The sequence below is a fragment of the Duganella sp. Root336D2 genome (assembly GCF_001425005.1).
Classification (GTDB): domain Bacteria; phylum Pseudomonadota; class Gammaproteobacteria; order Burkholderiales; family Burkholderiaceae_D; genus Rugamonas.
The window spans coordinates 402,290-426,440 of the sequence record NZ_LMDB01000033.1 but is presented as its reverse complement, the minus strand read 5'-3'; the positions used below and the strand labels follow the sequence as shown (position 1 = coordinate 426,440).

Here is a 24,151-nt window from a genome sequence, read left to right as displayed (position 1 = left end):
CTTTGAATGGACAGGATTATTCGCTGGGGCATCCTCGGCACCGGCAAGATCGCCAAGGCCTTCGCCACAGCACTGCGCGAGGTGCCTGATGTCGAACTGGCGGCGGTTGCTTCGCGCAGCTTAGATAGCGCTACCGAGTTTGCCAGGGAGTATGGCGCAAAACGCGCCCATGGCGACTACCAGGCGCTGGCCGATGACGAAGGGGTGGACGTAATCTACATCGCCACGCCGCACGCGATGCACCACGAGAACGCCATCATGTGCCTGAAGGGCGGCAAGGCGCTGCTGGTCGAGAAGGCCTTTACCCTGAACCGCCGCGAAGCGCAGGAAGTCGTGGACCTGGCGCGCGAGCGCAAGCTGTTCGTGATGGAAGCCATGTGGACCCGCTTCCAGCCCGCCATCCTTGAAGCCAGGCGCATGATCGACATGGGCGAGATCGGCAAGGTGCGTAACCTGCAGGCGGATCTCGGTTTCGCAGCCGATGCCGGTCCCGAACATCGCTTGTTCAATCCCGCACTGGGTGGCGGTGCGCTGCTCGACCTGGGGATCTACCCGCTGTCGATGGCCGCCTTCTTTCTCGGTCCCGTCAAAGGCGCGCGCGGCTTCGGCGAGCTGACCCCGGCCGGCGTCGACGTGCAAGCCAATTTTGTGCTGAACCACGAAGATGGATCCCTGTCTGCCTGTAGCTGCAGCCTGAATTCCCGCACTCCGGCCACGCTGAGCGTTTGCGGAGACAACGGTTTCCTGCGCTTGCATGGGCGTTTCCACCATGCCGAACACTTCACCATTGCCATGAACGACGGTAGCGAGCGCGAATTCCATTTCCCGCGTATCGGCAACGGTTATGCACACGAAGCGATGGAAGTTGGGCGCTGCCTGCGCGAAGGATTGCTGGAAAGCCCGGAAATGCCGCTCGACGAGACGGTGGCGCTGATGGGCGTGCTCGATGAGCTGCGCGCGCAGCTTGGGGTGCGCTACAGCGTGGATTGACGCGCGCGCCACACACGACAACTCTTTACAAAAAACCATTAGCCCTTTCAATTATCATAAAGTTATTATCGTATTTTTAACTTTGGTTGGAGGGTGGTATGCATCAAGCAATCCTGAAGCTGGCGGGCGGAATGGCGCTGGCATTGGCATCCGGCGCCGCTTCGGCACAATGGGTCACTACTGACATTCAAGTAACCGGCGTGATCCAGGAAGTGCCAGGGCCGTCGGCGCGCTGTCCCTCCAAATTCGGCGGCACCATCACCGGCCATGGCGGCAGCACCTTGCTGGGGCGCGTGGCCTTTGTCGCCAACGACTGCATCACCCCGGACGGCGCCATCTTCAATTTCAACCGTGGCCGCTTCATCGTGATGACCGTGTCCGGAGAGCAGCTTTATGCCAATTACAGCGGCCAGTTCGTGCCGACCGGGCAGGGCACCAATTACGTCTTCAGCGGCGCCACCTTCCAGATCACCGGCGGCACCGGCCAGTACATGTTCGCCACCGGCGGCGGCCAGCTGCAGGGCACCGAAGACATGGCGACCGGCGCCGGCACCCTGGTCATGAGCGGCCGCATGAGCTACTGGAAGCGCTAAAGGCATTTCGGCGGCCGCCAGCAGGATTTGGCGGCATCCTTTACACTGGCCCTCTTAGCCAGCCAGGATGCCGCCATGACCAGCAACGACCGCCAACTTGATCTCAAGACGATCCTGCTCACCACCGGCGTCGTACTGACGCTGTCGATGGGTGTGCGCCACGGCTTCGGCTTCTGGATGCAGCCGGTTTCGCAGGCCAATGGCTGGACGCGTGAAACCTATTCGCTGGCGCTGGCGCTGCAAAACCTGCTGTGGGGCGCCTTCGGGCCCTTCGCCGGCATGGTGGCGGACCGCTGGGGCACCCAGCGCGTGGTGATCGCCGGCGCCTTCTCCTATATGGCCGGCCTGGTGTGGATGGCCACGGTGACCCAGCCGACCCTGTTCATTCTCGGCTCCGGCGTGTTCATCGGCCTCGGCCTGGCGTGTACCGCTTTCGGTGCGGTGAGCGGCATCATCGGCCGCGCGGCGCCGGTTGAAAAGCGTTCCTGGGCCTTCGGCGTCTCGGGTGCGGCCAGCTCCTTCGGCCAGTTCCTGATGATGCCAATCGAGCAGCAACTGATTTCCTCCATCGGTTGGCAGCACGCCTTCCATGTCCTGGCAGGCGTGGTATTCCTGCTGATGATTCCGATGACGATTTTCCTGCGCGAGCCTAAACATGCCGTCGCGACGGGCGGCGCCAACCAGAGCGTGGGCGAGGCAATGCGCGAAGCGGTGGGCAACCGGTCTTTCATGCTGCTGGTGGCAGGGTATTTCGTGTGCGGCTTCCAGCTGGTCTTCGTCGGCGCCCACCTGCCGGCCTACCTGAAAGACAAGGGCATTGCCACGCCGGGCGTGGCGGTGATGGCGCTGGCGCTGATCGGCCTGTTCAACATCTTCGGCTCTTTCACTGCCGGCCAGTTGGGCGGCCGCATGCCGAAGCGCTACCTGCTTTCCTCGATCTACTTTGCGCGCTCGGTGGTGATCGGCCTGTTCCTGCTGGCGCCTTTGTCGCAGTGGTCGGTCTACCTGTTTGCCGCGGCCATTGGCTTCCTGTGGCTGGCCACGGTGCCGCTCACCAATGGCATCATCGCCGGCGTGTTCGGCTTGAAGCATATGTCGATGCTGGCCGGCGTGGTGTTCCTGTCGCACCAGGTAGGTAGCTTCATCGGCGTTTGGCTGGGCGGCTACCTGTTCGACAAGCTAGGCAGCTACGACGTAGTGTGGGGCATCACCCTCGGACTCGGCATTTTCGCCGGCCTGGCCAACCTGCCGATCGACGAACGCCCGCTGGTGCGCGGCGAACCGAAACTGAAGGCTGCCTGACATGAAACAGCGGCTGCTCCGTATCGGCCTGTGGGCGTTGGGCGCCGCCGTGCTGGCGCTGGCATTCATGGCCTATCTGCAGCCGGCCTTCATGCTCGACCTGGCCAACCGCATCTATCTCTGCCTTTGATAATTGGACCGGAAGCGCTTCGCCGGTTGGAAGCGGGTACTTTGGAGGTTATCGCCTGGCTGCCTTACGCCTGCTTGCGCGACTTGCTGGTCTTCTGGGCGACCTGCGTTTTCTTTTTCGAAGTCTTGTCGCTGTCGGCGCGAGCGGCTTTGCGTCCTTTGCCGGCCTTGTGCGGCGCTGGCGGGACTTCTTCTACGCCGGTGCGCTTGGCGTTCATGGCCGACGGCAGGGCGTTATCTTCCAGGTTGGCCAGCATGAAGCGGTTCGGGTCGATGCGGGTGCCGTCCTGGTAGGCTTCCAGGTGCAGGTGAGGACCGGTAGCGCGGCCGGTGGCGCCGGACAGGCCGATCAATTCGCCGGCAGCTACCGTGTCGCCGATACTCACATTGCGCTTGTTCAGGTGGGCGTACAGCGAACGCAGTCCGCCTTCATGTTCAATCACCACCACATTGCCGTATTTGCGATCACCCAGGTAGCCCATGCCGGATGCAACGACGGTGCCTTCGTTGGTCGCCATGACCGGCGTGTTGTGCGGCACCGAGAAGTCGATGCCGCCATGCGCGCGGCGTCCGCGTGCGGCGCCAAAGAAGCTGCTGACGCGGCCCCCTTCCAGCGGCAGGCGCCATTGCTGCAGGAGCGATTCTTTCGGCTCTTTCTCTTCCTGTGGCGGCGGAATGTCCAATGGTTCAGGCATCGCGGCTGCGGTTTGCATGAAGTTGGCGGCGGCCAGCATGGCCATCAGGAGGATGTTGGTGATTTTCGGCATAGCGGGCGAGTTTCGCATAACAATGTGCTGCATGGCAAATTCGTAAGGAACAGACAATGTTTCTTTCGTTAGTTGAAGTTCTGCTTGTAGTTAAGGCGTAAGGTGGTGCCGCCGCGCGTGCTGATGGCGGTCTGGCGCCAGGCCGCGCCCTCGTACCGATCGGTGCTGGCGCGGTCCGGGTGTAGAAGGTCGGACACGGCAACGAGGAATTCCCGGCGAGGCGACAGCTTCCAGGTGGCACGCAGGTCCAGCTTGCGCTGGTAGGGCGCGCTCGAAATCAATGTGGCCGAATCGCGGCTGGCTCCCCCAGCTTCATACGAGAACTCGGCATCCAGTGCCAAGGCTGCGCGCTTATAGCTGAGTGCTGCAGTCCCACTCAGTGGCGCCTGCGCGGCCAGCCGGTTGCCAGGCCCCGGCACGCTGTCGAGACGGGAGTGGTTGAAGGTAGCGTTGGCGCGCATCGATAGCGAGGCCGTCAGCGGCATCCGCAATTCCAACGTCAGGCCGTGCACGCGCGCGCCGCCAAGGTTGGCCGGCATGGTGATCCAGCGCTCGCCGTCGCGGTACAGGGTCGACAAGATCACGTTGTCGATGTCGCGTGCGTAGATGCTGGCGCTGAACAGGCTGTCCTTGGCAAAGTAGTAGTCGATGCCGGCATCGAGGCCCCATGCCAGTTCGGGGCGCAGGGAGGGATTACCCTGGGTGTCGGGATTGGTTGGGCTGTTGTTGTTGTCGGACGTGAAGCGGCGCGGGATCAGGTCGAGCATATTGGGCGCCTTGTAACTACGGCTGGCGCCAACGCGCAACTGGCTGTCGCCGGGCAGCTTGCGCATCCATTCGAGCACGGGGCTGATGACGGTGCTGCGCCGGCGCACCGATGCGGTGTTGCGGTCATGGGCTTCGGTGTGCATGGTTTCCCAGCGCAGGCCGGCGGACCAGGAATCATCGTCGCGCTTCCATGCGTCCTGCGCAAAGGCTGCCAGGCGCTCGATGCGGCCGTCGTAGCGGTCGTCGCGCAGGAAGTTGAGCGCACCGGCATGGTTGTACTCGTGCTCAATGCGTGTCTGCATGCGCTGGAGGGCGGAGCCGTCCCAGCCGGCCACCAGGGCGTGCCCGCCGCCCAGCGGGTGCGAATATTTGCCGCCGTAGTTAAAGCCGTGCTCACGGATGTCGCCATCGACATGGCGTATGGTCGGGCCGGGGCCTGCCAGCGGCAAGCCGGCGAAATCGAACGCGGTATCGCGCGGGGCCGTGTTGCCGCCGATCTTGAGCTCCCACTGTGCGCCGCTGGCCAGCTTGCGTTGCCAGGTCAGCTCGCTGCGCAGGAAATAGCCGCGCAAGTGAAAGCTGCTGCGTACTTGCGCAAAGTCGCCTGAGGTGCCGAGCCGCACTTCTTCCTGCGAACGGTATTTGATGTCGCGGCGGTTTGCGGTGGCGATGGTTTGCAGCGCGAAGCTGTCGCCATTGGCGGTGCTCCAATTCAGGCGCGGGCTGAGGTTGAGCGAGTCGCCGACGTTGTCCTCATGCGAGCGGATATTGCGCAGCATGCCCGGCGCGCTGTCAGTGATGGTGCGGTCGGCGGGCGTAATGCTGCGGGACAGTACGGCGCTGGCGTTGTGCGACCATCCTTCGGCTTTGCCGGTGGATTGCGCGGCGAGGCGCGGCGACCAGGCGCCGTGCAGGCTATCCAAACCGAGCTGAATTTCCCGCGTGCTGCGGCTGACGGATTTGCGCAGCACGATGTTGATGGTTCCGGCGATACCTTGCGTGCCCAGGATGGCGGAAGCGCTGCGCAGCACTTCGACGCGTTCGATCACTTCCGGCGGCAAGCTGTCCAGCGAGAAGCCGTTGGGAGCGGGCTGTCCGTTCAACAGGATTTGCGTGTAGCCGTTGCCCAGGCCGCGCATGCGGATCCCTGCACTGTCGCTGACGGTGATGCCGGGCAGGCGGCGCAGGGCATCGGCTACAGTGCGGTCGCCATTCGCGGCCAGGTCATCGCGGGTCAGCACAAGGGTGCTGGCGGTATCTTCCTTGCGCTGGTCGAGGCGCGCCGATTTGATTTCGACAACCGGCTGCGCAGGCGCGACTTGGGCTGCCAGCGCGGCGGCCAGCATGAATGCGGTCTTCTTCATTGCGTTTCCTCAGGGCGAGCGCCGCCACTGCCGGGCAGTGCGCGGCATCTGGCCAGCGGCGGTGGGGGTGATTAAGGGGCGCGGCTGGTCTTCAGGCGCTGCAGCGCGGTCCGGGTGGCGCTGGCTTCCAGGTTGCCGATCAGGGTCTGCGGGTCGATGTTCTTGCCATCGCGGCTGACTTCCATGTGCAGGTGCGGCCCGGTAACTTTGCCGGAGGCGCCGGAAGTGCCGATCTGTTGGCCGGCGGTGACGCGTTCGCCTTCTTTCACCAGGCGCTTGTCCATGTGGGCGTACAGGGAGCGCAGGCCGTTGGCATGTTCGATGGCGACCAGTTCACCCCACTTGCCCTCGCCCATGTACATGTTGGTTGAGGCGACAATGATGCCTTCTGCCGGGGCGACGATGGGCGTGCCGCTGCGGGCGGCAAAGTCCATGCCGCCATGCGGTTGTCCGGTTGGCGCGTGCTTGATGCCGAAGAAGGCGCTGACGCGCAGGCGCTCCATCGGGGCTTGCCAGCGGGGCAGGCTGGCCGGCACAGCGGCTGCCAGTGCGCCGGACGCAGCGATCATGCCGCTGCCGCCTTGTACGGCATCCAGTCGCCACGCCAGGGCTGGCTGCAGCAGTACGCTGGCAGCAAGCAGGGCTGGCATTGCCGCCCAGGCCAAGGCGCCAGCAACAGCGCGCGGCATGGCGGGCACGCCATCGCGGATCATGCCGATGCGGGCGGCGACGGCGTCCACTACGCGGCCGCCAAAGGCGAGGACAGTTGCATGTCCGGGCGCGGCCTGCATGCGCATTTGTACGACCAGCGCTGCGGCATAGGCGCGCCGCTGGTTGACGGGGCGGCCTTGCAGTACGGTGCGGTCGCAGCCCAGTTCCTGGGCCCACGCCATGCGCTGGACCAGGCGGGCCACCATGGGGTTGAACCATTGGATGGCTTGCAGCAGGAAGCTGGCATGCATCCACAGCGGGTCGCGGCGGGCCAGGTGCGTCAATTCGTGTTCGATCACCAGGCGCTGTTGGATGGGGTCAAAATCGCGCAGGTGGCGCGGCAGCAGCAGGACTGGACGGGACAGGCCGACCAGCATGGGGGCAATTGGCGCCTCGATTTCGCGCACTTCCGGCAGTTCGCGCTGCAGGCTGGCGAAGCCGGGATGGGCGGCGAGGTCAAAACGATCCAGCCGCTGGGCGGCGGAAATCAGCAAGGCGAGGCGGCGCCTGGCATGCAGCCAGCGCGCGGCTGCTACAGCCAAGCCTGCGCAGTAGAGCGTTAGCCAGGCGTAGCCGAGCCAGAGCACCGCCGGCGCTGGCTTGATGGGCGTGGCGCCATGGTCGTCGAATGCGCTATCGTCACCGGACGCGGCGTCGCTGGCAGCATTGGCGGTGCCGACGCGGGAGGCATCGGCCTGGGCGGCGGAAGCCAGGACTGCAGGCAGTTCGATGGCGGGGACGATACTCAGGCGCGCAGCGCCCGGCAGCAGCCCAAGCGCCAAGGTGCCCGCAACAGCGGCGACACCCAGCAGCCAGGGCGTGCGGCGTGCCTCAAGCCCGGGCCAGGCACGGGCAACGCCGCGCAACAGGAGCCAGGTGCAGGCGCCCGCCAGCAGGCTGGCGACGCTCGCTTGCAGGAAAACTAATGCGAACATCGCTTTATTCCTTATCTTCCGGCCATTCGCTCAGCAACTGCTCCAGCTCTTTCAGCTCGTTCTGGTTCACCAGTTTGGAGCCGGTGAACATGTTCACCGGCAGCGGAGCGTTCATTTCCATTACCCGATGGCTGAAATCGTGGGCAAATGCGGCCAGCGTTTCAACCTTTTCGAGTACTGGCGCGTATACGTTCATACCATGGACCGAATGCAGGCTGATCATGCCCTTCTCCAACATCCGTTCCAAGGTTTTGCGCGTGGACGAGTAGGACCAGGCCAGTTCTTCTTCCACGCGCTCATGGATTTCACGGGCGCTCAGCGGATGCTGTTTCCAAAGTGCCTTGAGCAGCGTTAATTCGGTAATGGATGGAATGGCCATAGGGGCTCCTTGTGACGTATGACGGCATTGTGCGACATGTGTCGCAGCAAGGCAAGGAGTTTATGCGACACGTGTCACATAATGTATCATTGCGTATATGAAAAAACTTGCAATAATTGTCACAATAGTTGCCACCGTTGCTGGCTGTAGCGGCAAACGGCTGACCGAAGCCGAGGTGCTCACCCTGATGGGAGACGTTGAAACTTCGGTCCAGCGCCACGATTCCGAGCGGCTGATGGCTCATTTCGCGCCGAATGCGATGATCATGGTGTCGATGCCGGGAAGGGGCGGCGGCCTGTCGCGCATGAGCGTAAACGAATACAAGACCATGCTTGAGGGGCTGTGGAGTGTGCAACTCCAGTCGACTTATGAAGTCAGTAAGCGCGAAGTATCGTTGGCCCCCAATGGCCACAGCGCCACTGCACGCGACGTGGCGAAGGAGGTCGTGTTGCTGCCGGGCGAACGGATGGAATCGCTCAGCAAGCAGAAAGCCGAGATCGGGCTGGTTGATGGCGTCCCGCGCATCATCTCACTGACCGCGGAGGTTGAAACCCTGGTCGCAACGCCCACTGGCAGAAACTAGATGCTTTGAACGCTGAGCGCGCCAGCTGGCGCGTGGCGCGAGCAACCCCATAAGCAGCAAGCCGCCAGCAAGCATGCCGTAAATATTGGGTTCCGGTACGGCAGCAACAGTGAGCACTGTTTGCGCTGTGGTCGCCAAGCCCCATTCATCGTAGTACTGCTGCGCGCGCGTAATGTAGTCGACGCCCCCGCCGGTGCCGTAGCGCACTTCCGACCAGTACCAGTCCGACGGGCTATTTGCCCAGTATGAAATGTGATTGGCGGTGAACCTGAGGTCGGCACTGAAGTCGAAGGAGAAGGAGCTGACACCGCAAGTGGCGGGGGCGGACGTGGTGCATCCAAGCAGCTCATAGCCTCCGATCCTGAAGCTGGACAGCTCGGATTTCTCCAGGATCCTGTTACCGTCGGCATCGACGCCTTCGAAAGAGCCGCGCACCAATACGTCGACGAAGCGGTTCTGCATGTAATCATAAAAACCGCCCCAGGAAAAATCCCAGCGGGCCGGCGCGGCCTGCGCCAATGTCGCGGATGCGGCCAGCAGGACGCCGCAGATTGATTTCATCAGCATATCCACTCCTCACTTGAAGGGAGCGGAAAATTTAACAGCAGCGCCAGCCCGCGGGCGCACGCTTCGTCAGACTTTCAGGAACTCTTCCCGACCGCCGAGCCAGCGTTCAAGATGGGCTTCCACCGTGGCCTTGTTGGCCGGCGTCGCTTCGTGCAGCAGGGCATGCGCCAGGTCGCGCGCCTGGTCGACCAGCCAGCCATCCGTTTCCAGGTCGGCGAAACGCAGCATGGCCTGGCCGGATTGGCGCGAGCCCAGGAACTCGCCGGGACCGCGGATCTCCAGGTCGCGCCGCGCGATTTCGAAACCATCAGTCGTTTCGCGCATCGTCATCAGGCGCTGCTTGGCGACAGGGCCGAGCGGACTTTGGTACAGCAGCAGGCAGACCGAAGCTGCCGATCCGCGGCCGACGCGGCCACGCAGCTGGTGCAGCTGCGACAGGCCGAAGCGCTCTGCATGCTCAATCACCATCAATGAGGAATTAGGCACGTCGACGCCGACCTCGATCACCGTCGTCGCAACCAGCACGTGGACTTCGCCGGCGGCGAATGCATCCATCACTGCCGCCTTTTCGGCCGGTTTCAGGCGGCCGTGCACCAGCCCGACGCGCAGGTCGGGCAGGGCGGCGGCCAGCGTTTCGTAGGTTTCCGTTGCAGTCTGGAGCTGCAGCGCTTCCGATTCTTCAATCAGCGGGCAGACCCAGTAAGCCTGGCGGCCTTCCAGCGCGGCAGCGTGTACCCGGGCGATGACTTCATCGCGGCGGTTCTGGTCGACCACGGCGGTGACGATCGGCGTGCGGCCGGGCGGCAGCTCATCGATCACCGATACTTCCAGGTCGGCGTAGTAGGTCATGGCCAGCGTGCGCGGGATCGGCGTGGCGGACATCATCAGCTGGTGCGGCACGTTGTCGCCGTTGCCCTTGTTGCGCAAGGTCAGGCGCTGGCCGACGCCGAAGCGGTGCTGCTCGTCCACGATCACCAGGCCGAGTTTCGCGAACTGCACCGTGTCCTGGATGATGGCGTGGGTGCCGATCACCAGCTGCGCTTCGCCGGATTCCACCAGCGCATAGGCGGCTTCCTTCTCCTTCTTTTTCAGGCTGCCGGTCAGCCACGCGACCTTCACGCCCAGCGGTTCAAGCCAGGCGGCGATCTTGCGGAAATGCTGGTCCGCCAGGATCTCGGTGGGCGCCATCAGCGCGGCCTGGTAGCCGCTGTCGATCGCCTGCGCGGCGGACAGCGCGGCCACAATGGTCTTTCCGCTGCCCACGTCGCCTTGCAGCAGTCGCTGCATAGGGTAGGGCTGCTTGATGTCGGCGCGGATTTCCTTCAGCACGCGCTGTTGCGCTTTCGTCAGCTTGAACGGCAGCGAAGCTTCGAAGGCGGACGACAGCGTACCGACCTTGCCCAGCACCGCGGCACCCTTGGCACGGCGAGCACGCTGCGCCCGTTTCAGCGAGAGCTGCTGCGCCAGCAGTTCGTCGAACTTGACACGGGTCCAGGCCGGGTGAGTTCGGTCGACCAGGGCGTTCTCGTCGATCTCGGCCGGCGGATAATGCAAGGTGCGCACTGCCGCCTCGAGCGGATGCAGGCGCATCGTCTTCAGGATTTCCTGCGGCAGGGTGTCGGTCCAGTCCACGCGCTTCATCGCATCGGCAATCGCGCGGCGCAGCACCAGCTGCGACAAGCCTTCGCCGGAAGGATAGACCGGCGTAAGGGAAGTCGGCAGCGGCGCGCCTTCGTTCACGATCTTGTAGGCCGGGTGCACCATCTCGGCGCCGAAGAAGCCATGCCGCACTTCGCCGCGCGCCCGCACGCGGGTGCCTTCGGCCAACTGCTTGACCTGGCTGCCGTAGAAATTCATGAAGCGAAGCTGGATGTCGCCTGTTTCGTCTGCAATGTGCACCAGCAGCTGGCGCCGCGGCTTGTAGGCGATTTCGTTGGAGGTGACCACGCCTTCCAATTGCGACACTTCGCCGCCGCGCATGCAGGCTTCGCGGACGGTCAGGACTTCCGTCTCATCCTCATACCGCATGGGCAGATGCAGCACCAGGTCCATGTCCGTGCGCAAGCCAAGCTTGGCAAGCTTGCTCTCGGCGGTGGCGGCTGGTTTTTTTGGGGCAGCGGGCTTTTTTTGCTTCGTTTCCGGCATGTTGGACATGGTATGAACACCAGGCTTGGATTCTAACTGAAAGACGATGAAACCTGCCCTCTGCGTTTGCCCTTGCATGTTGGCAGCGGCGGTGCGCAGCAGGGGGACTGCGATGCGGCGGGACAGCTGGCAGATATCACCGAAATGCCGCCCTGAACCGCGACGCGTCGAAGCGGCGGCCGCGGAAGGGGGGCAATTTGGGGAGAGGCTGGCGGGCATGATGGGCTAACAGGCTGTTTTTGCGTGAAATTTGGGCAAATGACGTAAAATAGAGGGTTGCCCAACAGTTTTACTAGTCCGTCAATGTATTCGCTATCCGATTTCGATTTCCACCTGCCGCCAGAACGTATCGCGCAGTTCCCGCTGCCGGACCGTAGCGCTTCGCGCCTCCTGCACGTGGACGGCAAAACCCTGCACGACCGCCAGTTCACCGACATCCTCGACCAGCTGCAGGCTGGCGACCTGCTGGTGATGAACAATACCCGCGTGCTGAAGGCCCGTTTCTTCGGCGTCAAGGACAGCGGCGGCAAGGTCGAAGCGCTGGTGGAGCGTGTGCTGGATACCCGGACCGTGCTGGCACAGGTGCGCGCGTCCAAGTCGCCCGGCCCCGGCGTGAAGATCCGCCTGGCCGATGCCTTCGACGTCACGGTCGGCGAGCGCGCCGGCGAGTTCTACACCCTGCATTTCGATGCCGACGTGTTCGACCTGATCGAGCAATACGGCCGCCTGCCGCTGCCGCCGTATATCGAGCACGCGCCGGGCGAAGTGGACGAAACCCGCTACCAGACAGTATTTAACAAGGTGCCCGGCGCCGTGGCCGCACCGACCGCCGGCCTGCATTTCGACGAAGCCCTGCTGCAAAAGCTGAAAGACAAGGGCGTGCAGTTTGCCTACGTCACCCTGCATGTCGGCGCCGGCACCTTCCAGCCGGTACGCACCGAGAACCTGGCCGAGCACAAGATGCACACCGAGTGGTACACCATGCCGCAGGAAACTGTGGACGCCGTGCGTGAAGCCCGCGCCGCCGGCCGCGACGTTGTTGCTGTGGGTACGACCTCGCTGCGCGCGCTGGAGTCGGCCTCGCAAAGCGGCAGCCTGGAAGCCGGCAGCGGCGACACCAACCTGTTCATCACGCCAGGCTACAAATTCAAGACGGTGACGCGACTGATCACCAACTTCCACCTGCCGAAATCGACCCTGCTGATGCTGGTCAGCGCTTTCGCAGGCTTTACCGAGATCCGCCACGCCTACCAGCACGCGATCGCGAACGAATACCGCTTCTTCAGCTATGGCGACGCCATGCTGCTGACGACGCACAACAGAGCATAAGGAATACCGATGCTGGAATTTAAACTCATCAAAAAAGACACCACCGGCAAGACCCACGCCCGCCGCGGCACGGTCAAGCTCAATCACGGCGAGGTGCAGACCCCGATCTTCATGCCGGTCGGTACCTACGGTTCCGTCAAGGCCATGTCGCCGCTGGAACTGAAGGAAATCGGCGCCCAGATCATCCTTGGCAACACCTTCCACCTGTGGCTGCGCCCCGGTAACGACGTGATGTCCAAGTTCGGCGGCCTGCACGGCTTCATGGGCTGGGACAAGCCGATCCTGACCGACTCCGGCGGCTTCCAGGTGTTCTCCCTGGGCGAAATGCGCAAGATCACCGAGGAAGGCGTGACCTTCAACTCGCCGATCAACGGCGACAAGCTGTTCCTGTCCCCGGAAATCTCGATGCAGATCCAGCGCGTGCTGAATTCCGACATCGTGATGCAGTTCGACGAATGCACCCCGTATGAAATCGACGGCCGCCCGGCCACGCTGGAAGAAGCTGCCAAGTCGATGCGCATGTCCCTGCGCTGGGCGCAGCGCTCGATGAACGAGTTCAATGCCGGCGAGAACCCGAATGCACTGTTCGGCATCGTCCAGGGCGGCATGTACGAAAACCTGCGCGACGAATCGCTGGCAGGGCTCCAGGAAATTGATTTCCCTGGCCTGGCCATCGGCGGCCTGTCGGTCGGCGAGCCAAAAGAAGACATGATGCGCATCCTGCAGCACGTCGGCCCGCGCCTGCCAGAGAACAAGCCGCACTACCTGATGGGCGTCGGCACCCCCGAAGACCTGGTGAACGGGGTGGCCAACGGCGTCGATATGTTCGACTGCGTGATGCCGACCCGGAATGCCCGCAATGGCTGGATCTTCACCCGTTTCGGCGACGTCAAGATCAAGAATGCGCGTTATAAGGATGACAAGGAGCCGCTGGATTCCACCTGCTCCTGCTACACCTGCCGCAACTTCAGCCGCGCCTACCTGCACCACCTGCACCGTGCCCAGGAGATCCTGGGTGCGCGCCTGAACACCATCCACAACCTGCATTACTACCTCGACATCATGCAACAGATGCGCGATGCCCTGGATGCAGACCGCTTCCCGGACTGGGTGCAGCAATTCCACGCCGACCGCGCGCGTGGTATTTAAAAAACGGCAACCCGCCTATATATAGGTGGGCAGCGTGGCGGGTGCTAGAATACACCGCCTATTTTTTAACATTGAGTTTTACCTAACTAGAACTTGGAGTCACCGTGTTCATTTCCAACGCATACGCCCAAACCGCAGCCGACGCCGGCGCCATGGGCAGCCTGACAACCTTCGCACCACTGATCCTGATGTTCGTGGTGATGTACTTCCTGATGATTCGTCCTCAGCAAAAGCGTGCGAAAGAGCAGAAGTCCATGATGGAAGCCCTGGCCAAAGGCGACGAAGTCGTCACCATCGGCGGCCTCCTGGGCAAAGTGACCAAAGTCACCGAGCAGCACGTGACCATCGAAGTCTCCCAGGGCACCGAAGTCGTGGTGCAGAAGCACGCCATTTCCTCCCAGATGCCGAAGGGCACCCTGAAGAGCCTGTGATAACCGGCGCGGGCGGCCTCGCAAGAGCAGCCGCCCGTTTTGTTATTGCCTGAACGCTGAAGACTATGAATCGTTATCCAATCTGGAAATACATCCTTATCGTCGTGGTGGTGCTGCTTGGCGCCCTGTACACGGCGCCTAACTACTTCGGCCAGACACCTGCACTGCAGATCACCAGCGCCAAGGCCACCGTCAAGGTCACCAGTGCCCTGGCGACCCAGGTGGACACGCTGCTGAAACAAGCGAACGTCAAGAATGAAGGCGTAGCGCTGGACGGCGCCGGCATGCACACCTACGTGCGCGCCCGCTTTGCCGATACCGACGGCCAGTTCAAGGGCCGCCTGGCGCTTGAAAAAGGCCTGAATCCGGACCCGAACGACCCAACCTATATCGTCACCGTCAACCTGGTGTCGAATACCCCGGACTGGATGCGCGCCGTGGGCGCACTGCCAATGTACCTGGGCCTGGACCTGCGCGGCGGCGTGCATTTCCTGATGCAGGTTGACACCAGGGCCGCGGTGACCAAGCGCATCCAGGGCACCCAGGCCGCCATCAAGAACCAGCTGCGCGAGAAGAGCGTGCGCCATGCCGGCATCGATCGCGTGAACGACACCATCATCGTCAAGTTCCGTGAAGATGCACTGCGCCAGCAAGCCAAGGGCCTGATCCAGGACCAGCAGCCGGACATGAACGTGGTTGACGCCACCGAAGGCGACGAGCTGCGCCTGGTCGTGACCCTGAAGCCGGCCGCCCTGAAAGCCACCCTGGACAACGGCGTGCAGCAGAATATCGCCACCCTGGGCAAGCGCGTGAATGAACTGGGCGTGTCCGAACCGGTGATCCAGCAGCAAGGCCCTGACCGCATCGTGGTGCAGCTGCCTGGCGTGCAGGATGCCGCGCACGCGAAGGACATCATCGGCCGTACCGCCACCCTGGAAGTGCGCATGGTCGACGAATCCGTCACCCCGGGCACCGAGATGAACGCAGCGATTCCGTACAATTCGGAACTGTTCACCGTCGGCAAAGGCGTGCCTGTCGTGCTGACCAAGGACGTGGTGCTGACCGGCGATTACATCTCCAGCGCAACCGCCACTTTCGACCAGAACCAGCAGCCTGCCGTGAGCATCGACCTGAACGGCGACGGCGGCAAGAAGATGCGCGACGCGACCCGCGACCGCGTCGGCAAGAAGATGGCCATCGTACTGTTCGAGAAGAAGAAGGCCGAAGTGCTGTCCGTGGCGACCATCCAGAGCGAACTGGGTAGCCGCTTCCAGATCACCGGCATGGGCAATGCGGAAAACTCCGCCGAGCTGGCGCTGCTGCTGCGCGCCGGCGCTCTGTACGCTCCGATGGAAGTGATCGAGCAGCGTACCGTCGGTCCTGCACTGGGCGCTGAAAACATCGCCAAGGGCTTCCACTCCACGATGTACGGCTTTGCCGCCATCGCGGTCTTCATGATCATCTATTACATGATGTTCGGCGCCTTCAGCGTATTCGCACTGGCCGTCAACCTGCTGCTGCTGATCGCCGTGCTGTCCCGCCTGCAGGCCACGCTGACCCTGCCGGGTATCGCGGCTATCGCGCTGGCGCTGGGTATGGCGATTGACGCCAACGTGCTGATTAACGAACGTATCCGCGAAGAGCTGCGCAACGGCGCCAACCCGCAGTCGGCGATTTCCGCCGGCTTCGAGCACGCCTGGCACACCATCCTGGACTCCAACGTCACCACCCTGATCGTTGGTATCGCCCTTCTGGTGTTCGGTTCCGGTGCGGTGCGCGGCTTCGCCGTGGTGCACAGCCTGGGCATCCTGACCTCGATGTTCTCCGCAGTCTTCGTTTCGCGCGGCGTGGTGAACCTGTGGTACGGCCGTAAGAAGAAACTGCAGTCGCTGTCGATCGGCACCGTCTGGAAACCTGCGAACTAAGGAATAGAGATGGAATTTTTCCGCATCCGTAAAGACATCCCGTTCATGCGCCACGCGTTGGTCTTCAACGTGGTTTCGGCGCTGACCTTCGTGGCGGCCGTGTTCTTCCTGGCCACCAAGGGCCTGCACTTCTCGGTGGAATTCACCGGCGGTACCGTGATGGAAGTGAAGTACGCGCAGGCTGCCAACCTGGAAAAGGTGCGCGACACCTTGACCGGCCTGGGCTACCACCCTGAAGTATCGAGCATCGACACCGCACGCGACGCGATGATCCGCCTGCCTAACGTGGCCGGCACCACCGCCGCCGACACCGCTGCCAAAGTGTTCGCCGAGCTGTGCAAGGCCGAGCAGGGCAGCGTCAAGTCGGTCGACAAGGTGACCGACAAGGGCGCCCACGAAATGAAGAGCGCCTGTATCCACGCCGATGCTTCCGAAGGCGTGTCGCTGCAGAAGGTTGAATTCGTCGGCCCGCAAGTGGGCGATGAACTTGCGCAGAACGGCCTGAACGCACTGGTCATGGTGGTGGTGGGCGTGATGATCTACCTGGCCATCCGCTTCGAATGGAAATTCGCAGTGGCAGCTATCGTCGCGAACTTGCACGACGTGGTGATCATCCTTGGCTTCTTCGCCTTCTTCCAGTGGGAATTCTCGCTGACCGTGCTGGCAGCCGTGCTGGCTGTGCTGGGTTACTCGGTCAACGAATCGGTGGTTATCTTCGACCGAATCCGCGAGAACTTCCGCAAGCAGCGCAAGATGACCGTGCATGAAGTGATCGACAACGCGATCACCTCCACCATCTCGCGTACCATCATCACCCACGGCTGTACCCAGATGATGGTGCTGTCGATGCTGTTCCTGGGCGGCCCGACCCTGCATTACTTTGCAATCGCGCTGACCATCGGTATCTGCTTCGGTATTTACTCTTCCGTGTTTGTTGCTGCTGCCGTAGCCATGTGGCTGGGCGTGAAGCGCGAAGACCTGATCAAGCCGATCAAGGAAAAAGACGAGACCGACGGCGCGGTGGTTTAACGCGCCCTGGCCGGAACGAAAAAAAGGGACGTACCCGAGGGTACGTCCCTTTTTTTTTAGATCTATGCGCTCTCGCGCGCCATCAACGTAAAGCCAAGGTCGATGCGCTGCGCCGGCACCTCGTTGCCGCGGATCGTTGCCAGCAGCAGGTTGGCAGCTTCAAAGCCGGTCTGGTAGCGCGGCGTGCCGATCGTGGTGACCGAAGGGTTCATCCACGCCGACGCGGGCAAGTCGTTGAAGCCGCAGATCGCCAGTTGTTCCGGCACCCTGATGCCGCGCCGCTGGCACTGGAAGATGGCGCCGTGCGCCAGGTCGTCGTTGCAGCAGAAGATGGCATCCAGGCCCGGCATATTGGCCAGCATGCGGCCCAGCAGCTCGGCGCCCAGCGCGATGGTGGAGGGATCAGGGCACATCAGCTCCAGCATCGGGTCGGCCAGGCCGGCTTCCTCCATGGCCTTGCGGTAGCCGTCGCCGCGCTTCAGGGTACGTTCATCGAGCTGCGCCGCCATGTAGCCGATGCGCTTGCGTCCCTTCTCGATCAGGTAGCGGGTAATGGTGTAGCCCGCATCTTCCTGCGAGAAGCCCACCGACATCGATCCAGGTTCCAAGGACAGGTCCATCATCGACACCACCGGCACGCGCGAAGTAGCCAGCATCTGCTGCACGCGCGGGCTATGTGTCAGGCCGCTCAGCAGGATGCCATCCGGGTTCGATTGCATATAGGTCGCCAGCAGCTTCTCTTCCTCCGCATCGGAGTAGCGCGTATTGCCGATCAGGATCTGGTAGTTGCATGGGTCGAGTGCATCCTGCACGCCGGCCAGCACCGCAGTGAATACCGCATTCGCCAACGACGGCACCAGTACCACGATCACGCGCGATTGCGCCGACGCCAGGGCGCGCGCGGCGCGGTTCGGCACATAGCCAAGGTCCTGTACCGCCTTCTCCACGCGCTCGCGCAGGAGGGATGACACCAGCTCCGGTTGATTGATGGCGCGCGACGCGGTCATGGGCGCGACGCCGGCGAGGGCGGCGACATCGGACAGGGTGACTTTGCCGAGTGCGCGGCTTTTGGTAACAGAGCTCTTGGTTGGGGGATTCTTGGCCATTCCGGGATTATAACTATGTTAAGCTGCTCGCCTCGTAAAATGGGGAGCAGCAATGAGCCGTACTGGCCGCCTGTTCCAGCTCATGGATGCCATGCGCGGCAGCCGCCGTCCGGTGACGGCGGCCGCACTGGCGGAAAAGCTGGGCGTATCCGAACGCACGATATACCGCGACATGCAAACCCTGGCCGAACTGGGCGCACCAGTGGAGGGCTCGGCGGGCCTTGGCTACCTGCTGCGCAGCGGCTTCTTCCTGCCGCCGCTGATGTTCGACACCGACGAACTGGAAGCATTGGTGCTTGGTGCACGCTGGGTGCGCCGCCAGGGCGACCCCACGCTGGCCCAAGCCGCGGCCAATGCGCTGGCCAAGATCGCCACCGCCACACCGAAAGACCTGCGCGACGACATGGCCGACACCAGTTTGTGGGTGCCGTTGATGCGCGACACGCCGGAGCATGATGAATTCGTGCAGCCCGCGCGCGAAGCGATCCGGCGCCATCACAAGATGCGCATCCAATACAACGACGAAAACGGTTCTTCGTCCGAGCGCACGGTGTGGCCGTTTGCGCTGGCCTTCTTCGAAGGCCGCCGCATTCTTGCCGCCTGGTGCGAGATGCGCAAGGCCAACCGCCACTTCCGCATCGACCGCATTGCGCATGCTGAAGCACTTGCAGAACGCTATCCTGCACCGCGCCACGAGCTGCTCAAAGTCTGGCGCGAAGAAAACGCGATTAAAGACGACTCCTGACAGGAACTGTCAGGAGACCTTGGTTACGATAGGCGCATTCGATCAACCCACCAAGGAGTTTTACGATGCGCCTCTATCACAACCCGCTGTCCTCCAACGCCCGCCGTGTATTGCTGACTGCAAGCGAGCTTGGCATCAAGCTCGATCAAGTGATCATCGACTTCGCCAGCGATGCCGACCGCAAGCGCCTGGAAGAAGTGAACATCTGCGGCAAGGTGCCGGTGCTGGAGGACGATGGCCTGCACCTGTGGGAATCCTGCGCCATCATGCAGTACCTGGCCGACAAGCACGGCGCCGCCGAGCTGTATCCGACCGGGCTGAAAGAGCGCGCCGATGTCAATCGCTGGATGTTTTTCGGCGCCCAGCACTTCGCGCCTGCGATCGGCATCCTGACCTGGCAATACCTGTGGAAGAAACTGGTGACCGGCGAGGGCCCGGATCCAGTCGAGGTCGCCAAAGGCGAGACCTATGTGCATGAACATGCGAGCGTGCTCGACAAGCACCTGGCGACGCGCCAGTGGCTGAGCGGCGACAAGCTCTCGCTGGCAGACTTCGCCGTGGCCGCACCGCTGATGTACCTGGCCCGGGCAAATATTCCGGTCGAGCAATACAAGAATGTGCTGGCCTGGTTCGAGCGCATCCAGCAACTGCCGGCATGGCAGGACACCGAGACCCCATGGCCTTTTTAAGGTTTGTGTGAATTGACGCACAGAGTGTGGCCAGTCCCCAACATAAGATGGAACCGTCTCTTTCAGGACATCCCTAGTTTTGGACTTGGCCCACTCTTTGGAGTGGGCGTTTTTTTTTCTGAGAGAGGCATCATGCAATCCGTCTCCGCATTGAATTCCAGCATCGCATATCGTGAACTCGGTGAACGCAGCTCGCACGCCGTGATCTTCTTGCACGGCAATCCGACGCACTCCTTTATCTGGCGCGACATCATGCCGCATGTGGCCGCCAAGGCCTGGTGCCTGGCGCCGGACCTGATCGGCTTTGGCGCCTCCGGCAAGCCGGACATTGCCTACAGCTTCCTCGAGCACGCCGCCTACCTGGAAGCCTTCCTGCAGCAGATGGACATCGAGGCGTTCACGCTGGTCGGGCAGGACTGGGGCGGCGCGCTGGCCATCCACCTGGCGGCGCGCTATCCCACCAAGGTGCGCGGCGTAGCCCTGATGGAATTCGTACGCCCGAGCCCGACATGGGAAGACTTCCACCCGCTCGAGCAGGCACGCGAACGCTTCAAGCTGATGCGCGCCCCGGGCAGTGGCGAAGAATTCGTGCTGCAGCAGAATTTCTTTATCGAGCAGATGTTGCCGAAGGGTTCGCTGCGCCCGTTGACAACGGCGGAAATGGACGCCTACCGCGCACCATTCCCAACGCCCGAATCGCGCAGGCCCATGCTGGCCTTCCCGCGCATGATGCCGATTGCCGGCGAGCCGGCCGATGTGTACCAGCTCATCGAACACAACGAAGCGATCATGGCCACCGCCCAATATCCGAAACTGATCCTGTTCAGCCCGAACGGCGTGCTGACGCCGCGCGCAGTCGCCGAACGCTACGCCGCGAGGCTCGCAAACTGCAAGCTGGTTGAACTTGGCGAAGGCACGCACAACATCCAGGAAGACCACCCGGACGCCATCGGCCACGCCATCGCCGCCTGGCTTCCAAAATAAAAGTCGGGGTCAGCTCCGGCAATCGGACATTCGCTGCGCGAATGTCCGATTGCCGGAGCTGACCCCGACTTTTCAAATGAAAGAAATGTATTCCACCAACAGTTGAAGCGCACAGAACGGTGTGCGCTTGCCCTTGCCTGGCAGACTCGATAGCATGGGGTCATCAAATAAGGGGACAGATATGCGAGCATCTGCACTTCCCACGGCCGAGCAAGTCGACCGCTGGCAAGCCACGCGTCAAAAGGCTTTCAAGGCGGTGCCCGAAGGCGGGCGCACCATCACTTACCTTGGCAAGAAATTCCACGTTTATCCGAATACCTTCTGGCCCTTCCTCGACAGCCAGCCCCTGGTGCGCAATTTCCGCATCAAGCCAGGCGAGAGCGTGCTCGATGTGGGTACCGGCTCCGGCGTGATTGCGATCTTCGCCTGCTACCAGGGAGCTTCACGGGTCCTGGCGCTGGACGTCAATCCGGCGGCCATCCGCAGCGCGCGCCACAATTTGAAGACGCATGGCTTTGAGGGCGTGATGGAAGTGCGCCGTTCCGACCTGTTCGAGAAAGTCGGCGACGAGCAGTTCGACGTCATTACGGCCAACCTGCCGTTCCGCGACAAGCCGGCACCCGATGTGGTGGCGCGCTCGCAGTGGGACACGGATTTCCGCACCAATACCCAGTTCTTCGAGCAGGCCGCACGCTACCTGAAGCCGGGCGGCCGGATCTACTTTGCGCACTCGAATTTCGGCGCGGTGGAGGAAGTGCGGCGCCTGGCCAAGCAGTCCGGCTTCAGCATCCGGCTGATGGCGCGCAGTGCGGCCGAACGAGAACAGGAGCGCCAGTTTTTCGCATTCCTGATCAAACCTGCGGCAAAACATGGACGGGCTGATTGACACCATCCGTCAGATGCGGGCGGTGCCGCACGCACCCTGGCGTGCACAGGTAAGGCGCGTCGCGGTGATACTCACCAGTTCGCGTTCTGGCTCGACGCTGTTCAAGGCGGTGTTGGCGCGCCATCCCGGCATCGCCAGCCTCGATGGCGAAGCCGAGCCTTTCCTGGCCCTGAGCGGCGAGGGTTTCGGCTGCGACCCGGCATGCAGCAGCGACGCTATCGCGCACCTGCGCCACCCCGACACGCTGGCCGACGAGATCTTCGATAGCCTGACCGTAGCGGAAGGCGGCATCGCCCCCTTGGCGGAATTGAAGGCACGCTGGCGCAAGCGCCTGCTGCTGCAATTCCCTGCGCTGTTCGCGCAACCACTTGCCCATGCGCAGATGGAGCGGGCGCTGGACGAAACGCTGCTATTCTGCCAGGCTGCCGATGTGCCGAGCGAGCATGAGTTGCAGCAAGCCGTGCTGGGCGCCGTGTTCTGGCGCGAACCGTGGCGCCGCGATTATTACGATGGCGGCCATGGCCCGGGCGAGAGACGGCCTTTCAACGAAACCGCCAAGATCGAAGAGCCGCCCTTTGTCTCGCCTGCCATGCATGCCAGGCATTTCACGGAAGACGACGCCGCCGGCAAGGTCCTGCTGTTCAAGACGCCGTCGGATGCTTATCGTTTCGGTTTTTACGAGCAGTTGTTCCCGCATGCGCAAGTGCGCTACCTGCACCTGGTGCGCAGCGTTGCCGGCTGCGTCAATGGCCTGATTGACGGGTGGCTGTCGCCGATCGGCTTCCATGCCCACGATATGCAGAAGCACGGTGTCGCTCTCGGCATCGGCGGCTATTCGGAGCAATGCGTGGGCGGCACGCGCTGGTGGAAATTCGACCTGCCGCCGAACTGGCGCAGCTATATCAACGCTCCGCTCGAGGAGGTTTGCTTGAACCAATGGCTATCCTGTCACCGTCATATCGTCGATAGCGGCGTGGCCGCCCTGCCGGTGCGTTTTGAATCCTTCCTGGCCGATCCGGCGGGCGTGCTGGACCGGGCCTGCGAATGGCTTGGCCTGCCGCCGATGCCGCATCCGCCCGAGCTGCCGGTGACGATGGCCACCGAAGCGCCCGCGCCGGGCCGTTGGCGCAAGCGCAGCGGCCAGCTGCTGCCGCTGGCGCGGCGCGCGGAGGTGGCGGACATGATGCATGCGCTGGGTTACGGCGCTGCGCCGGAGCAGTGGCAATGATCCGCCGCCTGCTGGTGCCTTACCTGATGGGCAAGCGGCGCGACGGCCTGCAGCGCGTGCAGCTGATTGATTCGCAGCCCTGGACCGTGCTGCAGTCGCCGCAATCGACCGCCACTGAACTGGTGGAAAAGGATGAACAGATGCGCAGCATGGGCCGCGTGTATGCGGTGCTGGCCGAGCATGCCGCGGCGGCGCTGGCGGCGGGCGACCTCCCGGTCAGCATTTCCGGTGACTGCGTGTCCACCATGGGCATGATGGCGGGCCTGCAGCGCGCCGGCCGCGAACCGCAGCGCATGCTGTGGCTGGACGCGCACGGCGACTTCCATACCTGGTCCACCACGCACACCCAATACCTGGGCGGCATGCCGCTGGCCATGCTGGTCGGCCGCCAGGACCGGCGCCAGAACCGGCGCGACAGCATCACCATGCTGCGCGAAGCGGTGGGCATGCGGCCTTATCCTGAAGAGCTGGTGCTGCTGTCCGATGCGCGCGACCTTGATCCCGGCGAAGACGTGGCGCTGGAGAAGTCGGCGATCGTGCGCTGCACGCTGGACCAGGTGCTGGGCAACCTGTCGACGCACGAGACCCTCTACGTGCATTTCGATACCGACGTGCTGGACGAAGCCCAGCGCATGCCGGCGCTGAAGTACCACGTGCCGGCCGGGCCGCGGGTGGAAGAGATGGCGGAACTGTTCCGCTGCCTGCGCGATTACCCCTTGGTGGCGGTATCGGTATCGGCGTGGCATGCGGAGCTGGATGCCGGCGACCAGGCCGCCCGCATCTGCCTCGAACTGCTGGAAGAGTTGCTGCCCGGCGCACGCAGTACGCCGCGCGAACGCAGCTCCTCGAGTACCAGCTCGACGCAATCGGCCAGGGGAGCGAGTGCGGTGTCGAGCGACAGTTCGGGCGCCAAGGGTGCTTCGTAAGGGGCCGACACGCCGGTGAAGTGCGGCACCTCGCCGGCGCGTGCACGGCGGTACAGGCCCTTGACGTCGCGCTGTTCGCATACTTCCAGCGGGCATTTGCACCAGGCTTCGATGAAATCGCCCTCGGCCTGCATGGCACGCACGCGGGCGCGGTCGGCACGCAATGGCGAGATGAAGGCTGCCAGCACGATGATGCCCGTATCGGCGAACAGGCGTGCGGCCTCGCCGGCACGGCGCAGGTTTTCGCTGCGGTCTTCGGGAGAAAAGCCGAGCCCGGAGCACAGGCCCTGGCGCAAGCTGTCGCCGTCCAGCAGCACCACCTGGCAGCCCGCCTGGAACAGGCGCCGTTCTATGGCGCAGGCCAGCGTGGTCTTGCCGGCGCCGGACAGGCCGGTAAACCAGACCACCGCGCCGCGATGGCCGTGCATATCCTCGCGCTCACGGCGCGATACATAGGAGGAGTTCATGATGCGACTATATACGCGATGCAG

General features: G+C 63.0%; 23 protein-coding genes and 1 pseudogene. 16 read left to right on the top strand and 8 right to left on the bottom strand.

All coding sequences use genetic code 11. The features are described 5' to 3' along the window. Positions 1–6: 6 nt before the first annotated feature. From ASD07_RS20270 to ASD07_RS32110, 4 genes are all read left to right on the top strand, one after another. Positions 7–990, top strand: a complete 984-nt coding sequence (locus ASD07_RS20270) for a Gfo/Idh/MocA family protein (protein WP_055934400.1) — start codon at positions 7–9, stop codon at positions 988–990. 98 nt (positions 991–1,088) lie between these two features. After that, the gene (locus ASD07_RS20265; RefSeq protein ID WP_055934398.1) at positions 1,089–1,583 is read left to right on the top strand and encodes a hypothetical protein; all 495 of its coding nucleotides are present in this window, start codon (positions 1,089–1,091) and stop codon (positions 1,581–1,583) included. A gap of 75 nt (positions 1,584–1,658) precedes the next feature. Continuing rightward, positions 1,659–2,885 carry an MFS transporter gene (locus ASD07_RS20260; protein ID WP_055934510.1) on the top strand — a complete coding sequence of 409 codons (1,227 nt, stop codon included), beginning with the start codon at positions 1,659–1,661 and terminating at the stop codon, positions 2,883–2,885. A gap of 1 nt (position 2,886) precedes the next feature. Continuing rightward, entirely contained in the window at positions 2,887–3,015 is a 129-nt protein-coding gene (locus tag ASD07_RS32110; RefSeq protein ID WP_255357023.1) for a hypothetical protein, read from the top strand. Between the two features lie 64 nt (positions 3,016–3,079). On the opposite strand, the gene ASD07_RS20255 is transcribed toward ASD07_RS32110, so the two are convergent. From ASD07_RS20255 to ASD07_RS20240, 4 genes are all read right to left on the bottom strand, one after another. Next, positions 3,080–3,781, bottom strand: coding sequence for a M23 family metallopeptidase (locus tag ASD07_RS20255; protein ID WP_055934395.1), 702 nt, complete (start codon positions 3,779–3,781; stop codon positions 3,080–3,082). 68 nt (positions 3,782–3,849) lie between these two features. Next, positions 3,850–5,913, bottom strand: coding sequence for a TonB-dependent siderophore receptor (locus ASD07_RS20250; RefSeq protein ID WP_055934392.1), 2,064 nt, complete (start codon positions 5,911–5,913; stop codon positions 3,850–3,852). Between the two features lie 71 nt (positions 5,914–5,984). Then, the gene (locus ASD07_RS20245) at positions 5,985–7,559 is read right to left on the bottom strand and encodes a M23/M56 family metallopeptidase (RefSeq protein WP_055934391.1); all 1,575 of its coding nucleotides are present in this window, start codon (positions 7,557–7,559) and stop codon (positions 5,985–5,987) included. A 4-nt stretch (positions 7,560–7,563) separates the two neighbouring features. Further along, entirely contained in the window at positions 7,564–7,938 is a 375-nt protein-coding gene (locus tag ASD07_RS20240) for a BlaI/MecI/CopY family transcriptional regulator (RefSeq protein WP_055934388.1), read from the bottom strand. A gap of 97 nt (positions 7,939–8,035) precedes the next feature. Here ASD07_RS20240 and ASD07_RS20235 point away from each other — a divergent pair, with 97 nt between their 5' ends. Then, a complete protein-coding gene (locus tag ASD07_RS20235; RefSeq protein ID WP_055934386.1) occupies positions 8,036–8,521 on the top strand; it encodes a hypothetical protein in 486 nt (161 codons plus the stop codon). Here ASD07_RS20235 and ASD07_RS20230 read toward each other — a convergent pair. Together ASD07_RS20230 and recG are read right to left on the bottom strand one after the other, a co-directional pair. Continuing rightward, positions 8,468–9,088, bottom strand: coding sequence for a hypothetical protein (locus ASD07_RS20230; protein ID WP_055934384.1), 621 nt, complete (start codon positions 9,086–9,088; stop codon positions 8,468–8,470). The two genes, ASD07_RS20235 and ASD07_RS20230, sit on opposite strands and share 54 nt — an antisense overlap. A gap of 66 nt (positions 9,089–9,154) precedes the next feature. Continuing rightward, entirely contained in the window at positions 9,155–11,233 is a 2,079-nt protein-coding gene (recG, locus tag ASD07_RS20225) for an ATP-dependent DNA helicase RecG (protein WP_055934508.1), read from the bottom strand. Positions 11,234–11,536: 303 nt separating this feature from the next. On the opposite strand from recG, the gene queA reads away from it, so the two are divergent. The 5 genes from queA (at position 11,537) to secF (ending at position 17,096) form a co-directional block, all read left to right on the top strand. Further along, on the top strand, positions 11,537–12,562 hold the full coding sequence (gene queA / locus ASD07_RS20220; RefSeq protein ID WP_055934381.1) for a tRNA preQ1(34) S-adenosylmethionine ribosyltransferase-isomerase QueA: 1,026 nt from the start codon (positions 11,537–11,539) through the stop codon (positions 12,560–12,562). Positions 12,563–12,571: 9 nt separating this feature from the next. After that, complete coding sequence (gene tgt, locus ASD07_RS20215) at positions 12,572–13,711, top strand: tRNA guanosine(34) transglycosylase Tgt (RefSeq protein WP_055934379.1); 1,140 nt, start codon at positions 12,572–12,574, stop codon at positions 13,709–13,711. Positions 13,712–13,815: 104 nt separating this feature from the next. Continuing rightward, complete coding sequence (yajC, locus tag ASD07_RS20210; protein ID WP_055934378.1) at positions 13,816–14,142, top strand: preprotein translocase subunit YajC; 327 nt, start codon at positions 13,816–13,818, stop codon at positions 14,140–14,142. A 65-nt stretch (positions 14,143–14,207) separates the two neighbouring features. Further along, positions 14,208–16,067, top strand: a complete 1,860-nt coding sequence (secD, locus tag ASD07_RS20205) for a protein translocase subunit SecD (RefSeq protein ID WP_055934376.1) — start codon at positions 14,208–14,210, stop codon at positions 16,065–16,067. Positions 16,068–16,076: 9 nt separating this feature from the next. Next, complete coding sequence (gene secF / locus ASD07_RS20200; RefSeq protein WP_055934374.1) at positions 16,077–17,096, top strand: protein translocase subunit SecF; 1,020 nt, start codon at positions 16,077–16,079, stop codon at positions 17,094–17,096. A 62-nt stretch (positions 17,097–17,158) separates the two neighbouring features. Here secF and ASD07_RS20195 read toward each other — a convergent pair whose 3' ends face one another. Then, entirely contained in the window at positions 17,159–18,202 is a 1,044-nt protein-coding gene (locus ASD07_RS20195; protein ID WP_055934372.1) for a LacI family DNA-binding transcriptional regulator, read from the bottom strand. 52 nt (positions 18,203–18,254) lie between these two features. Between ASD07_RS20195 and ASD07_RS20190 the strand changes: the two genes are divergently transcribed. The 6 genes from ASD07_RS20190 to ASD07_RS32225 all read left to right on the top strand — a co-directional run bounded on the left by ASD07_RS20190 (position 18,255) and on the right by ASD07_RS32225 (position 23,660). Beyond that, positions 18,255–18,947: a YafY family protein gene (locus ASD07_RS20190; protein WP_055934370.1), complete on the top strand. Its 693-nt coding sequence runs from the start codon at positions 18,255–18,257 to the stop codon at positions 18,945–18,947. Between the two features lie 65 nt (positions 18,948–19,012). After that, positions 19,013–19,636 (top strand): glutathione S-transferase family protein, encoded by a 624-nt coding sequence (locus ASD07_RS20185; protein WP_055934368.1) that lies wholly within the window; start codon positions 19,013–19,015, stop codon positions 19,634–19,636. A gap of 132 nt (positions 19,637–19,768) precedes the next feature. After that, entirely contained in the window at positions 19,769–20,620 is an 852-nt protein-coding gene (locus tag ASD07_RS20180; protein ID WP_055934366.1) for a haloalkane dehalogenase, read from the top strand. A gap of 181 nt (positions 20,621–20,801) precedes the next feature. Next, positions 20,802–21,506 carry a methyltransferase gene (locus ASD07_RS20175; protein WP_055934364.1) on the top strand — a complete coding sequence of 235 codons (705 nt, stop codon included), beginning with the start codon at positions 20,802–20,804 and terminating at the stop codon, positions 21,504–21,506. Then, the gene (locus ASD07_RS20170) at positions 21,490–22,734 is read left to right on the top strand and encodes a hypothetical protein (protein WP_055934363.1); all 1,245 of its coding nucleotides are present in this window, start codon (positions 21,490–21,492) and stop codon (positions 22,732–22,734) included. Before ASD07_RS20175 ends, ASD07_RS20170 begins: the two co-directional genes overlap by 17 nt. Beyond that, a complete protein-coding gene (locus ASD07_RS32225) occupies positions 22,731–23,660 on the top strand; it encodes an arginase family protein (RefSeq protein WP_200953829.1) in 930 nt (309 codons plus the stop codon). Before ASD07_RS20170 ends, ASD07_RS32225 begins: the two co-directional genes overlap by 4 nt. On the opposite strand, the pseudogene cysC reads toward ASD07_RS32225, so the two are convergent. Beyond that, positions 23,612–24,088: pseudogene (gene cysC / locus ASD07_RS31835) on the bottom strand (adenylyl-sulfate kinase); the annotation flags it as partial. The gene ASD07_RS32225 and the pseudogene cysC overlap by 49 nt on opposite strands. Between the last annotated feature and the right edge of the window lie 63 nt (positions 24,089–24,151).